General features: G+C 50.8%; 9 protein-coding genes and 1 pseudogene. 1 reads left to right on the plus strand and 9 read right to left on the minus strand.

Features of this window, described 5'->3' with window-relative positions; translation table 11 throughout:
- Nucleotides 1-16: 16 nt before the first annotated feature.
- The 7 genes and pseudogenes from F3I21_RS17595 to F3I21_RS17625 form a co-directional block, all read right to left on the minus strand.
- Nucleotides 17-2,548, minus strand: coding sequence for a fimbria/pilus outer membrane usher protein (locus tag F3I21_RS17595; RefSeq protein ID WP_150059434.1), 2,532 nt, complete (start codon nucleotides 2,546-2,548; stop codon nucleotides 17-19).
- A 49-nt stretch (nucleotides 2,549-2,597) separates the two neighbouring features.
- The gene (locus tag F3I21_RS17600; protein ID WP_150059435.1) at nucleotides 2,598-3,308 is read right to left on the minus strand and encodes a molecular chaperone; all 711 of its coding nucleotides are present in this window, start codon (nucleotides 3,306-3,308) and stop codon (nucleotides 2,598-2,600) included.
- A gap of 41 nt (nucleotides 3,309-3,349) precedes the next feature.
- Nucleotides 3,350-3,859, minus strand: coding sequence for a fimbrial protein (locus F3I21_RS17605; protein ID WP_058771500.1), 510 nt, complete (start codon nucleotides 3,857-3,859; stop codon nucleotides 3,350-3,352).
- Nucleotides 3,860-4,804: 945 nt separating this feature from the next.
- The gene (locus tag F3I21_RS17610) at nucleotides 4,805-8,461 is read right to left on the minus strand and encodes a transporter substrate-binding domain-containing protein (RefSeq protein WP_150059436.1); all 3,657 of its coding nucleotides are present in this window, start codon (nucleotides 8,459-8,461) and stop codon (nucleotides 4,805-4,807) included.
- A 3-nt stretch (nucleotides 8,462-8,464) separates the two neighbouring features.
- The gene (locus F3I21_RS17615; RefSeq protein ID WP_058771501.1) at nucleotides 8,465-9,088 is read right to left on the minus strand and encodes a response regulator; all 624 of its coding nucleotides are present in this window, start codon (nucleotides 9,086-9,088) and stop codon (nucleotides 8,465-8,467) included.
- A 1,008-nt stretch (nucleotides 9,089-10,096) separates the two neighbouring features.
- Nucleotides 10,097-10,417, minus strand: coding sequence for a hypothetical protein (locus F3I21_RS17620; RefSeq protein ID WP_150059437.1), 321 nt, complete (start codon nucleotides 10,415-10,417; stop codon nucleotides 10,097-10,099).
- Between the two features lie 284 nt (nucleotides 10,418-10,701).
- Nucleotides 10,702-11,685: pseudogene (locus F3I21_RS17625) on the minus strand (helicase RepA family protein); the annotation flags it as partial.
- Nucleotides 11,686-11,915: 230 nt separating this feature from the next.
- Here F3I21_RS17625 and F3I21_RS17630 point away from each other — a divergent pair.
- Nucleotides 11,916-12,734 (plus strand): AraC family transcriptional regulator, encoded by an 819-nt coding sequence (locus F3I21_RS17630; RefSeq protein WP_021509660.1) that lies wholly within the window; start codon nucleotides 11,916-11,918, stop codon nucleotides 12,732-12,734.
- On the opposite strand, the gene F3I21_RS17635 is transcribed toward F3I21_RS17630, so the two are convergent.
- Nucleotides 12,705-13,343, minus strand: a complete 639-nt coding sequence (locus F3I21_RS17635) for a LysE family transporter (RefSeq protein WP_021509661.1) — start codon at nucleotides 13,341-13,343, stop codon at nucleotides 12,705-12,707. The genes F3I21_RS17630 and F3I21_RS17635 overlap by 30 nt on opposite strands.
- The gene (locus tag F3I21_RS17640; protein WP_150059439.1) at nucleotides 13,340-14,641 is read right to left on the minus strand and encodes a hypothetical protein; all 1,302 of its coding nucleotides are present in this window, start codon (nucleotides 14,639-14,641) and stop codon (nucleotides 13,340-13,342) included. The genes F3I21_RS17635 and F3I21_RS17640 overlap by 4 nt, the downstream gene beginning before the upstream one ends.
- Nucleotides 14,642-14,770 lie beyond the last annotated feature (129 nt).

Raw genomic sequence — 14,770 nt, forward strand, 5'->3', positions numbered from 1 at the left:
CGGGCTATCCGCTAAATTATTTGCAGATGCCTGTTGTTTCATTCAGGACGCCCGGCTTTTTGCCTTTACTGGCCGGAATACGGTACTGCAGCAAACATTTACCCAGAGCACCTTCTGCCCAGCTCACCGTCAGGCTGCCACTTTCCTCTTTCACGCGGGCATACAACTGCCCACCCTGGCCAACGTTGCCCACATGCTCTCCGCGTGAGTTCTTTACGTCAGCACCAAAGGGAAGCGGTTGCCCTTTGAAGCTTCCGCTGATTAACAGCGGCGTGCCTCTCTGGCTATTGAAGTTAACCTTCACTACGGCACCGGCCCAGGGAGCAACGCGTTGCTGTGTGTTTTCCAGCTCGATATCTTCAGGGGCGTTTTTTGGATCAATCTGAATATCGTTAAACTGATAGGGGTTGAGATACGGTACGGCCGCATAACCGAAGCTATCTATCTCGATACCCGGATAGCCAGACACCTGAGCGCCTTTCGCGCCTTTTGCCTCAACCAGAGCCATGGTTTCGCCGGTGTAAGGCGATAGCGTCACGCCGCCAGCGTGAGCAACAAACGTGCCGGATGCACCCAGTGAGGTGCTGCGATAGCCTGCGCCCTTTGAGATGCCCCCATTAAGGCTGGTGACGGGTGAGCGATATTGTCCGTTAAGTGAACCGCTGTCCCCACCGCGCACGTCATGACTTGCCGTTGCACTGTAGCCATACTGGTTGCTGCTCCCCAAATTCCCTGACAGGGTGGCCTGCTGCACGTTGCCGCCGTTGCTGTCGCGATTCCAGTCCATACGCACATAAGGCTGGTGGCCGCCGTCTGATCGGCCCAGCGGGAAACTCATGGATAGCAGATAGGTAGTCTGCTGTGACCCCGTTCTTGTCTTCGCGCGGCCGGCGCTCAGACCCCAGCTGACTGATTTATACTGACTGTTGTAACCAAGCTGGTATTGCACGTCGCTACCCGGCTGATTCCAGTAGTTCTGCACTGACCCGCTGACATAAAACTGGCCAAAATTTTCAGGCAGCGCCTGAGACGCGGTCAGGGTTGCACGGTTCTTTGCCCGGTAGAGGCGATTAATGTCTGTGCCGCGCTCAACGGCCTGTCGCGACTGCATCGCCGTCAGGAAATCCATGTATCCTGAGGTTGAGAAGCGGTACGTCGCCAGCGACAGGTTGCTGCCGGTATCCGTCAGGGTTTTGTTCCAGCTGAGGCGATAGCTCTGGCCACTCATGCTGCTGCCATTTTTACCGAACTGCGTTGCGGCCTGAATCACGTCTGCGGCTACGGCACCGGCAGGCGTCGAAACGGCCGCACCTGCAAGAATGGCGTAATAGTTTTCACTCAGCTGCAGGCCGCTGTAGCCGGTCAGCGTGTTAGATAACCCGTACTGGAGAGTTCCCTGAAAAAGTGCAGGGTGATCATCAACCAGCTCACTGCGCAAGCGACCCGCGGTCAGTGAGAACTGCGCATTACCCGGCCGTAACAGCTGTGCGACCGCAGCATAAGGGACGCTGAACTGCTGCAGAGTGCCGTCAGCCTCCGTTACCGTAATCTGAAGGTCTCCACCGTAACCGGTCGGATAAAGGTCATTTATCAGAAATTCACCGGGAGAGACCGTGGTTTCATAGATAACATTTCCCCCCTGACGAACGGTAACACGGGCGTTTGTGCGCGCGATGCCGCGAATATCAGGTGCGTAGCCGCGCTGTGAGGCTGGCAGCATCCTTTCATCCGAGCTTATCTGCACGCCGGTAAACGGCAGCGTGTCAAAAAGCACGCCAGACGTATTCGACTGGCCTGCAAGCAGACGGCTTCGCAGAGGGGTAATGTCACGCTGAACGTAAGTATTTAATGCGGCATAACCGTCTTGTCCTAAACCGCGGTTCCAGATACCGTTATGACGCAGGTACCAGCCCTCAATATTCAACCCCGAATTAAGACTGGCATACAGCGAGTTGTCGCTGCTGCCGCGATAGCTGTTCTGCCACGCGTTAAGACCATAGCTTAAAAACCCGCTATTTATGCCGCGGTCCCAGAGGAGGGGGTCAACCTCGCCACGGGCATTCTGGCGCAGGTAACGCTGGGGAATAGACAGTGTCAGTCGCTGCTCGTTGCTGTCGAAGGTCGCTCTGGCGTCGGGCAGAAGTGCCGACAGGTCACTGCAGGGCTGAGGCTGATTTAATGCCTGGCGCATAGGCTCAGGCAGCTGTGAATCATTGAAGGCAATCGCGGCCAGCAGCTCAGGTGACAGGCAGGGTATGACGCCTTTTTCCGTCTGGTGAAAAGTAACTTCCTGCAGCGAGAGATACTCCTCGCCCAGGTAAACGGAGACCTGATAGCGGCCTGGGGTGGCGCTGGATCCGGCCGAGAAGCGGCTCAGGTCATTGTTGGTGCCGCCAAATCCCTGCAGGAAAACAGGATCAAACTCGACGTTTTTTTCGGAATCTTCCGCCAGAGCACTGTCGCTTGCGACAAGTGCGGCGCTCAGAAGGGCCAGTCTGACTGCCCGGGCGAGCTGACCTGCCCGCGGTGTGATGTTACAAACTGACATAACCTACCCCTGACTCCCGTAAAGTCTCGTATATCGCGAAAATAATGATTTATTTGATAACGACGTCGTTTATGACGATGGCTCCGTAATCGTTGACCCACTGAACGCTCAGCGTCTTACCGCTTGAAGCGCCTGGAATGCTGAACAGTTCAGAGCCAGCGGGCGCAATCATTTTCCCTTCCGCAGGCTTGCGGGAATCGCCTTTAATGCCGACCCTGACAAGCGAAACGTGATACTGTGAAGCGTTCATGGCCTTAACCTGATTTCCAGACATGCTCCAGCTGAGTTGTTCAGCAGCCTGCGTAGGCGTTCCCCTGAGACCAGAAGGGCGGAAGAAAACTTTAATACGCGTACGGAAGGCCATCTGCAGCGTGTTGTCTGCATTTTTCGCTTTAGCGGGTATTTCCAGCACGTTGAGCCAGAACACGCTTTCACGCCCTGCTGGCAGAGTCTTTCCGGTATAACTGATACGCAGCGTCTGCCCTTTTTTAGGCTCAATGCGGTTAATTGGTGGCGACAGCAGGAATGGAACCTGCAGGGTTTCCGGACTGGCTTCGCTGTTGCCCTCATCGATCCAGCTCTGTGCCAGCACGGGGCTGTCCCCTTCGTTGGTTAACTGCACCGAAACAGTTTTTTCCGCCTGCGGGAAAATGACCCGCGTGCCACCGATCACAATACTCGCGGATGAGAATGTGGAATAAGTGGATGAGAGTGTCAGAAAAAGTGCGGGTATCACCGCCCGGCGGGTAAGACTGAACATGATTTCCCCTCACGTGGAATAAGGGGCCGAAGCCCCGGATTTTATTTGTACTGAATTGAATACACGACGTTGCTGACGACGGTGCCTGCACCAGTCGCATCGGTCGCATAATAACGAACCGCGTAAGGCAGATTCGCGGTACCGCCTGATACGTCGACATAGGTGGTGTCATTGACCTGTGCAGAGTCGCCGACGTTGATAGGAGCCAGCGTTGAGCTTGAGCCATCCAGTAACTCCAACTGCACATTGCTGGCAGTGCCTGAGCTGTTCAGGCGACCTGAGGTCAGGTCGACCGTCGGGCCTGCTTCAAAGAAGGCGGACGCCGTGGTGAGCGTTCCCGCACAGTTGCTGAGCGCCATGTTGAATTTGGTTGTGCCGCCGGTTTTACCCGCCGCATCCAGTTGCGTCACAGCCATGGTTGGCAGTTTTACCGTGGCGCTTGGGCCGGAACCGTTAACTGAAACGTCACAGGTAGTGGCGGTGAGTTCACCATTGAAAGTAATGGTGCCAGTTGACGCAGCGTGCACATTCGCTCCGATTGCGATTAACATGAGCGCTGACGCAGCGTAAGCCGTTTTTAATTTGTTGTTCACTTAGATATTCCCGTAATTAAATTATCATCAGGAAGAGAAAACGATGTCTGGAGGCAGGCAGCACTAACTCATTCCATTTTCAGACAGTCTGAGCTCCGTATGTTTTTTCCTGAGGTCTCTGTCTGATGGGGTAAATAGTAATGCGGTGAGAGTCGAATCAATATCGGATGGCGGGTGAGAAGGTGTAGGGAATTTCTCCTTCCTTGTAAGATTAATCTGCACTATGTAGTCCCATGCCTACGTATTAATGTAATCATAGTTTTATAGTCAGAAGGACACTGAATTGAATGTTAATCATTCCTACGTTCCCAATTATTACCATGAATTTACAAGGAGTGGTCAAGGCAAAAACAATAATTAATAATGGCAACATTTTCATTACAAAAAGTCTGCATACCGTACTATCTAATGCCGGGAGAGAGATCATTCATAAAATAACATTGCCCGAATATCTGTATGACTATAGATGAGTCATTACAGATTTTAATTGCCGAATTTTTTAATGAGGAGAAGGTATTGATTCGTTAGTAGCGGGCTTAAATATGTCTGAACAGAACCAATGCAGATATGAAAGTCATCGTGTCCACGTGCATTTCGGATGCTTCTCTGCTGAGCGTCATCGGAAGGTTGCTTCCTGATGTCATACTCATCAGGAAGCAACCAAACCGGTTTACGTTATCCGGAGAAAATATGCCGCACGCTATTTATCCTTCCCGCATTTGGTGCGAAATGATGACCAGATTTCAAAGTATCATCCGGCCGTATCTGTTATCCCCTTTGGATTCAGACTGATGATATTATTTGTTCCAGACCATGACCATACGAGATTAGACGATGCGTGCACCGGGGTTCTAAATTAACCGCATGCTGAGGCTGGCTACGATACGTTAAGTAAAAGCCGCCTCAGTGTACCGCCCGCTCAAAGGCGTTGATCCACGCCTCAATACTCCGGTTTAGCTCCCATACGGAGGCTTGAACGGCCTCCCAGTGCAGAATGATATTTTCATTGGCGGCATCACTCAGCAGACAGCTTTTTTCCATCAAACGGCAGTCCCCCTCTGCGCGGACGGCCCCGATGATTTGTGCCGCTCCTGAGATACGGTGCATGCACTTTGCCAGTTCGGGCCAGTCTTCAAGTTCGAATAAATCTTCAGCCAGCGCAAGATCTTCCCGATTGCTTGTGAGCGTGACGGACAGCAACTCGCGTAACATGGACTTGTCGTTGTGTGTGAGCGTGTATAAATCATTCATATTAAGCAGATGTTCGAGAGAGGGTTCCGGTTCGGCAACAGTTGTAGCGTCATTTTCCATATCGGCTATCTGATGAAGGTTTTCAGAGGCGTCATCTAGAATCATCTGCAACTGGGGCAGTTGCAGTGGCTTGAACAGGCAGTCGTCCATACCAGAGGCGATACAGCGGGCACGTTCCTCTGGCCACGCATTTGCCGTCAGACCGAGAACAATGATGTTCCGGTTTTGATGCTGCCTGATCAATCGTGTCAGTTCAAGACCATCCATGCCCGGCATAGTACAGTCTGTAATCACGACGTCAAATACATCCTTTTGCCAGCATTTCCAGCCCTCTTCACCGTCACTTGCCACCGTAACATCATGCCCCAGATGACTGAGCTGATGTCTGAGCAGTAGGCGGTTTGCAGGATGGTCATCAACGGCAAGTATGCGAAGCCTTCTGTGTCTGTCCGGGAAATCCTGCGGAGGAATGTTTTCCGGCTCGCTGCGCTCCATGCGGATTGCTGCAGGGACGGTAAAGGTGACCGTTGTTCCCCGTTCCAGTTGACTCTGCATGTGAATATTCCCGCCCATCATGTCGACAAGCTGTGAACAGATGGCCAATCCCAGTCCAGAGCCACTCTGAATGCGTCCGGCACGCGCCTGAACCCAGGGCGAAAAGATATCCTCCTGCTCCTCAGGCGATAATCCTTTGCCCGTATCGCGAACGCTGATGGTGAGGGTTGCATCACCGTCATATCCGGCATGAATAATATGCAAATCGACGTCAATATACCCCCTGTCTGTGAACTTGATAGCGTTACTGACCAGGTTTGACAGCACCTGCCTGAAGCGGAGCGGATCAATGAAGACTTCATATGGCAATTGTGCAGGCAGTGAGCTTCTGAGTCGAAGACTTTTCTGCCTCGCCAGGCCTTCAAATACACGGACGATCGGTGGGAGAAGGTCACTGGTTCTTACCCACTCCGGGGTTAGTTCCAACCTGCCGGATTCAATGCGAGCCATGTCAAGAATGTCACCAATCAGCCCCATCAAGCTTCTGGCGGACTCCCATGCTACTTTCACCGTGTCATTTTTATCACTCTCAGACTGGCTGGTTTTCACTACCAGCTCAAGCAGACCAATAATGGCACTCACCGGCGTTCTGATCTCATGGCTCATCGTGGCGAGAAAAGTGCTTTTTGCACGGTTAGCCTGCTCTGCCCGCTCGCGCGCCTCAAACAATTCACGGTTGAGCTCTTCCTGTTCAGTCATATCCAGCCAAGTGCAGATAAAGCCGTCTGGCATCCCGGAACCATCTGTAAAAGTCACGGAGTAGTGCAGAATGTTTCTGAACCTTTCGCCGTCATAGATACGCTCATGGCTGATAAGCGGCTGAAATGCATCTCCCGATTCGCTGACCTGACGGGTGACGTTGCTCCAGAGTGAATGAAGTGGGTGAATGTCCTGATTTAATGTCTGTCCGGTAAACGCATGTTCTGGCTGACCAAAAAAGTCACTGAGCGATTTATTACATAAGCGAAGATTTCCTTCCAGATCAGTGACGTAAACGGGTAATGGCAGGGTGCCGATAAGGGTTTCGTTAAATTTCAGCTGACTATGCAGGCGGCTCTGCGCTTTTTTTCTTGCCACTATTTCCCTGCGCATATAGAAAATCCATATCAGAGAAGTGAGCAGAATAATGGTGGCCACCCCAATAACGAGCCAGAACTGTTTGCGGTAAAGCTCCCAGGTATTTAGGCGCACGTCCGGCCGGGTCTGCCATTTTTTTATGATGTCGTTTATGTCTGAGGGTGAAATATTCTCCAGCGCCTTGTTGAGTATACCAAGCAGTTCCGGCTGAGTACGGTTAACCGCAAAGCCAATCTGACCATCGGCTGCATCTAAACTCCCCGCAATCTTTAACTGCCCCTCGAAATATCGGTTGATCATGTAGCTGGCGCCAAACAAAGTATGGATCGCAATATCCGCTTTATCTTCAATCACGTCCTGCATGGCAACGCTGGCATTAGGGGTTTCCACAAACTTAATGCCGGGATGACGCGCCTGAAGTGTAGAAAGCAGCGGATTGCCCTTTACCAGTGCTATACGAAGGCCTGATCTATCATCCGGCATATCCCTGTTTGCCCGAATGATTTCAACGAATGGAGACTTAAAATAGGGGCGGGAAAACAGGAGCCTGTCGTTACGATCGTCGCTGTAACTGAGAGCCCCGATAAAGAGGGTTTCCCCACGGTCAAGCTGCGTCTGCATGGCTTCGAGCGATCTGGCCGCAACGGGGATGAATTCAATTCCGGTTCTCTGGCTGACCAGTTTTAATATGTCAGCCGTCACGCCGTAAAAGTTATCGCCGGCGTCGGTCATCGTGAAAGGAGCATAGAAGGAATTCACTGAGACTCTGACCTGAGGATGACGCTGGATCCATTTACGCTCCTGTTCGTTCAGGTCAATGTGTTTACGTAAACGCCAAATATCTGCCTCTTCACTCCACTGCTGCATAATGATTTGCGACTGAGCAGAGGGAATTGCGTTCAACGCGGCGTTCAATGTCCTGAGAAGAATTTTATCATTGCGCGACACAATGAAGCGGGTTCCCGTATCCCGTTCGGGATAGACGGTCTGGTATTCCAGATGGTTGGGATAGTTACGCTCTAGTAGATATGACGTAGTGACAAGGTTTCCGATAAAAAAATCATTCCTTTTAAAGGCTACGGATGCCAGTGCTTCTTCATCCGTATCAAAATGCACGATGCGGGCTCCGGGAAAATTAGAACTTATCCAGTCGTCATCGACATACCATCGCGCTATTGCCAGACGCATACCTGGCTGATAGGTGAAATTTTCACCGGCTGTGAGCTTCGGATGGACCAATACCGGGTGATCGCTCACGAACCGATTCGAATAGATGAAATCTCCATCGAAGGGCCATCTTTTTCCTGAAGCATCAAGCATCAGGTCAACCTCATGGTGGCTCATTGCTTTATAGGCGGCATCCTGGGAGGGGTAGCTGATGACCTTTACTCGCACACCAAGGTAGCTCGCGGTGAGCATTAAATAATCTGAGGCAATACCCTCAAATTTCCCGTCCTGAGTAAACATACTGATAGGGGGTATTTCAGGCTGCCAGACAGCAACTTTCAGTTCTCTTTTCTGACCCAGCCATCGCCAGTCCTCGTCAGTGATAGAAAACGAGCGGGGATCGTATTGCTCCCTGCTCAGGATTTGCAGTGGCTGTGATGAAAGATTAGCCGCTGCGACCAATGGCAGTGAGGCGATTGAAGCCCATAAAACAAAAAGGAAAAATTTCAAATTTCAGTCCAGGTTGTTCCGGCGCGCAAAGTCGATGAGTTCAACCTGATTAACCAGGTTTAGTTTAGTAAGAATGCGGGTTTTGTAGGTGCTGACGGTTTTGTTGCTGATGTGCATCTTGGCTGCAATATCAATGACTTTTTCACCTCTGGCAAGATACTGCAAAACCTGTACTTCCCGGTTCGAAAGCGACCTGACAATCTGCGTTTCCTGAGAAAGAGACTGAGACCGATTAGATTCTCCTCGGTTTAATGGAAAATAACCGTAGCCCCGCAATACCGCGCGCGCAGCATCACCGAGTTCTTCCAGATTATTTTTTTTTCCGACGAAACCATCTGCGCCGGTAGCCTTACAGCGGCTGAGATAATGTTCATCATCACGGGCGGTCAGAACAAGTATTCCTCCGCAGTAACCACTGATTCTGAGCTTTTCAATGAGTTCTATTCCCCCCAGTCCCGGAATATCGAGATCCACCGTTACCATATCCGGTTCAAGCTGCCTGACCAGTTTCAGCGCCTCGTACCCCTCACCTGCTTCAGCAATGATGGCGTGTCCGTCTTTTTCAAGCAGCATGCGCACCGCTAGGCGAGCAACCGGGTGATCGTCAATTATCAAAATGTTAGCCATGATTACCCCATCTGCGGACGGCTTGATTGAAATAATTTTACAACTCATACCACGCTGAACAATCAGAATGAGAGAGGACTTTCTTGCACTTGTAGTCCTCAGACTACAGCCTCCGTCTCACAGGGATTCTAGTGAAAAACAAACATTATTTATGTTAAATTGATTTGTCATCAATGTACTCAACGACCCTTTTTAAACATAGTGTAAGCTCTATCCTACAAAAAAGGTAAAAAGATCCTATTTATTTTTTTACTTTGAAAGTAGATATTTACGCCTTCAAAAATATCGACTGGTAATTTAAGATGAAAAGCCCTAACGCAATAGTAACCTCTAATTATAGCAGTGTTAAAGCGCAGCGTAGAGAACTACGCTCATTAGTGTGGATAGCAACACTGACTTGCTGTTGTGCCACATGGATGCTAATTACTCTTTTAATAGTACTGTATATATAGTCACCCGCACCATTTTTCAGAGCCAGATATCACATTTTCCGATGTTGTCTTCCCGCCATACAAGTTAACAATGAAAATAAAATATTTATCTTTTAGAGACTATCTTTAATCATTAGCTCTAAACGTTTTGATAAAGTAATAAGCATTGGACGGTCATAAAAATTTATAAGCAACTTACCTTTAAACCTTTTAATTTAAATATTTTCAGCGTGATGCTTTCCTCACACATTTCTCAACAAGTTTAACGTAACGATTTATGTGATAACCAATTTTTTATGCGTAATCGTGATGTTAAACCTGCTATCAGGCAGATCTAACTATTACATACAGCGCATTAGAAAATTTACATTTTTTAACTATCTTACCTGTATCCACCCTGACATCACATTACCTGCGCGACAATAAGTGATCACTATTTGGTCTTGATGTGCCAGTCGCAACAATCCCGTTCGACTATACTTGTCGGGATACAGATAGAATACGGCGATTCATGGCCGACATAATCGCTCGTTAATAAGGAATAAAAGAGCATCTCTGACCATAATTATGGACAAAGCTATAAAGATTTAACAGTGATGACAGCGGAAAGAAGGACACCGATGAAGACCAGCTCGAAAAGTACCAGCAGCAGTAGCCTTTCGAATTTTCCCAGGCAGGAATGCGACAGGATGGCATTACCTGTGCTGAGTGCTGTCAACACCATGCCCAGTGTAGAAGCCACTAAAAGACTCCAGAATATGATCGGATACCAGTCTACACCTTTTAGTTCCCGTTGCCTCAATACTGCAGCCATCACGACTGACTGTAATAGTCCAAGCGCTATCAGGCCAGAGGTTTCATTTGCGATTTTGCAGTAGTCAGACAGGAAATTTTTCATACCATACCCTTAGTTTTCACACAACGAACCAGCATAGCAGTCCTTTCACTTCAAAGGCTTCTACCTGGCCACATTCAGGTTTTCCAGACAACCATTTCCCTTTCCGGCCCCAACCATGCCCCCACTTTTGTCTGCCCCCACCACGCCCCCACCTGTTTTTTGAAAATCCCCTCTCAGCCCGGTAAATTTGCGGGTTTCAGCATGGCCCCCACTTTCTGTGTGTATACAGGGAAAAAGTGGGGGCGAAAGGGGGGGCGCCCCCACCATCCCCACCAGGCCCCCACTTATTCCCCCACATCCCTCTGAGAGTGAATGACAATATTTTCGCCGTCTAAAGAAACGAGCCCTGCCTTAGTCAGCTTGCCTAGCCAGCGGGAAAAATGCTTGCGGGTATCAATGCCCATGGCTTTCAGGTCATCAATGATGATGGCCTTCGTACAGGCCTCACCGCGCGCATTACGGCTTCTTACTGACTGCCATATGGCCAGATGATTATCACTGAGCTTTGGCACGGCAATTAAGTCCGGGTCGCTTTCCTCAGCTTCACGGGCGACGTCCCGCACGGCCAGCGAGTGGATTTCCTCTCCCTCTTCGTCCGTAAACAGCCTGACCGGCTGCAGGTCGTACGCCCGGCGCTTCGGCTCCTCAGCGTCCTTCATTTTGGTGCAGGAAAGTATCAGGGCGATGTTCTCATCCTCGCGCTTCACCTGAAACTCAGCGTCCAGCGCCGCACGGAACGAACTGGAGCCCCGCGCCCCTCTGGCCTCGTCTTTCCCTGAGTGGTGCACCACCAGCACCGTGGCGCCGGTCTTCCGCTTGATATCGTCACAGCCCTCAATGAACGCCCCCATATCGCGGGCGTCGTTCTCATCGTTGCCGCCAAAGCAGCGCGCCAGGGTGTCGATGACAATCAGGCGTACCGGCAGCCCCCCATCAGACTCAATCTGCTTCGCCGCCAGGATGACCTCCTGCACCTCTGACTGCCGCACCGGAAAGACGGGGCGGTTTACCAGCCAGACGTTCTCCACGCGCTGCTGATAAACCTGCTCCCAGGCGCGGATGCGGCGCGGCACGCCGATGCCTCCCTCACCCACGATATACAGCACCGCGCCGCGGTTAACCCTGTGGCCTGCCCAGGGGAGGCCCGCCGAAATATGGCAGGCCCAGGAGACGGCGAGAAAGCTTTTGAACGAGCCGCTGGGGCCGTAGATGCTGCACAGCGCCTGCGCGGGCAGGACGTGCTTCATCACATAGTCCTGCCGGGCGTCAAAACCTTCAAAGCCGCTTGATAGCTAAAGACTCCTCAGAAGTCTGCTGTTCAGACAGCAACTGACGCTATTCCTGCTATCAGCAAAGCGGCTGGAAGATTACTGGCAGACTGCGCCCGGAGGATAATTTATTCGCTGGAGTCCTCAAACCACCAGTTGAAAAAGCATTCAGTAAATGGTTTTATGATTCATAAATAATTATTCACTATTGCTGCATAAGGTCAGATACGTTGTCACTAGAGTCTGCAGAATGGTTTAGCCGAAATGGCATAGAGTGTTCTCGGATCAGAGCCCGTAATTCGGGCTTTCCGAAGCATCTTCACGATGAATATGTCATCAGTGCAAACCTGACGGGGGTAGAGGAAATCTGGCTGGCGGGGAAAACCGCCTATGTTAAAAGTGGTCAGGTTACCTTATATAATCCGGGAACCATTCAGGCGTCGCGTTTTGATACTCAAGCCGTCGAATTCATCAGCGTGCACATCCCCCAGACGGTGATAAAAATGCTTGCGAATGAGGACAATCTCAGTAGCGCTCATGAAGCCCCTGTTCTGCGAGAAGGCATAATCAATAACACTCGCCTGTTTAACACGTTGTACCGTTTTGCAACATCAGCCCGACTGGCGCAGGGGGCAGATGAGGAGCAGCAACTGATTTTACTTTGTGGTGAACTGCTTGAGACACCAGCTCTACTTCATAAAGGTAATGAACAGAAAATCAGTGTAGTTATCGAGTATTTACAGGAGCACCTCAGCGTAAAACCTCAGCTGGAGATGCTCGCGCAGCTGGCGGGGATGAGCAAATATCATCTTGTTCGCTTCTTCACCCGGCATACGGGTATGCCGCCTCTGCAGTATCATATGCAGCTTCGTCTGCACCATGCCCGCGACCTGCTTCGCAGAAACGTGCATCCGCTCGATGCGGCGATAATGTTGGGATTTTACGATCAGAGCCATTTCATTAATGCATTTCGCAAAGTGATGGGAATAACACCCCATCACTATGCTTCGCAGGTCAGATCAGGTCACCATAAACTCCCGATAACCTGACACAATCACGTAAAGCGCAAAATAGCTAAATATGAGCGCTGAGGCTATGTAGGAATATTTAAGCAGGCGATGGCCAAGCAGTTTGCCTCCAAAACTCCCTACCAGGCACAAAACACAGGTCCAGAACATTCCCGCGATGAAAAAGCCACTCAGAAACCAGGACGTTGCCGTAACGTTGTGCTGGCCCATCCGGGATATCAGCGCACCGCCCACTGTCGCAAACCACAGAATGGCCGTGGGAGAGGACATGGCAAGCACCACGCCCCGGCCAAATTCACGCAGCAGCGGGCGATACTGATGGGTTTCGCTCACGTTAATCTCTGAGGCCTTCCTGAAGGCGGCCACCAGCATTTTGCCGGCGAACCATAAAAGCATCGCACCACCGCCAATCCACAGTATCCAGCGTACTGCTTCATACTGCAGCAGTACGGCCATTCCCGCCAGCGCCAGCAATGCATATGCCAGGTCACCCACACAGGTTCCCATTCCCAGCCAGAAACCATGAAAATACCCGCGTTGCATGGCAAGGGTAATCATGGCGATATTGGCAATTCCGATATCAAGACATAGCGAAAGGCTCAGTAAAAAACCATTTGAAAACTCGATCATAACGTAAAGCCTTTAATCTTCTGGTCGTACTCGATCATGTCGACAGTTTTACCCAGCCGGTTCAGCAACAGATCCGCCTCTTCACGCTGATGGTGAGGTGAATAGCATTGCAGGAATGCCAGGGCTGCCTCTGTATCATCCTGCAATACAGAACGTGTCATTGCTGTTGCCAGTGCCGTCAGAGCTGGCTTCACCGCGCTGAGTTCCACCATATAATGCGTCCCACTCCAGTTCAGACACTTGTGTTCAGTCAGCCACTTGAGCTGTATGTAGGCCGCTCCTGCATCAGGATAATCACATGGGCCGCGGCGCAAATATCTCAGCATTTCCAGCAGGAAAATTTTTAACTGCAACGTCTCATTCAGCTGTAGAGCCTGCCGGGAAGTCTCTGTCAGGCACATCAGCAGCCCAAAGACATCGGCCAGTGCTTCCTGCACAACCATTGATCCCCATCTGTCCTGTTTACTTAATTTGCCAAACATCATCTTTTCAAGGACAACGGAATGCCCCAGATCATGACCGCGGAACCAGGCGATCAGGTGGCGGGAACAGAGGGCGCTGTCCGGTATAGCTTCATGCTGCCAGCCAAGCAGGGAAGCCTGGGGCCGGGCAAAGCGTTCAAACAGGTTCAGATAGGTATTTGCAAACACAATGGTGCGCTTCTGGGGGGCGTATTTCACCCCTTCATCCTCAGGGAAGAAATAGGCGAAGTGCTTGGGATAGCTGTTAGCTTCGCCAGCAATCGCAAACAGGTCGACAATTTTGTAGCGGCATCCAGGTAGCGCAATCAGCCGCTGGTCGATATGATTTTGCAGCCAGCTCAGGTTGTCCGGAAAGAGCTCATCCACCACATCCGATACTTCCTGCAGCCCGCGATCAGGTAACCCAAACCAGGCGGAATAATGCTGCGTGCGAGATTTACCAACCCACGTAGACATATAGCCTATTCCCTGCACCAGTTCCTGTTCATCCAGTCCAGCTATCTGCGGGAGAAGCTCCTTTGCTGTGCTGGCGTCAGAGAGGATTTCTGCGCGAAGCTGCAACGCTTTACAGGTATCCGGATCGTCAAATTCCTGAGCAAGCTTGAAACAAATAATGCTGAGCTTTTCTTCAACAGACTGAAGCAGCGTACTCCCGGTCCGTGTAGAAACCGGGTGAATATGACTGGCCGCCTCTGCAAGACGCGTAGCCTGATGGATAAGATCCAGCGCAGCGGGCGAAAGCGAGTCAGGTAGAGGGATATCCATCATGTGGATAAGATATGAGTCAGCAGCAGGCCAGAACGGTGTCGTAAACATGAAATTCCCTTCCATTGTTAGTAACGAGAGGTTTACTTAACCATCGCATGTGGATTCGGTATTGGAAGGAATTGCGCGAAGGGGGTCGGAAATAACGGTTCACTTCAGAATCCTAACCGACTACTTTGC

The organism is Pantoea sp. B_9, assembly GCF_008632015.1.
GTDB lineage: Bacteria > Pseudomonadota > Gammaproteobacteria > Enterobacterales > Enterobacteriaceae > Pantoea > Pantoea dispersa.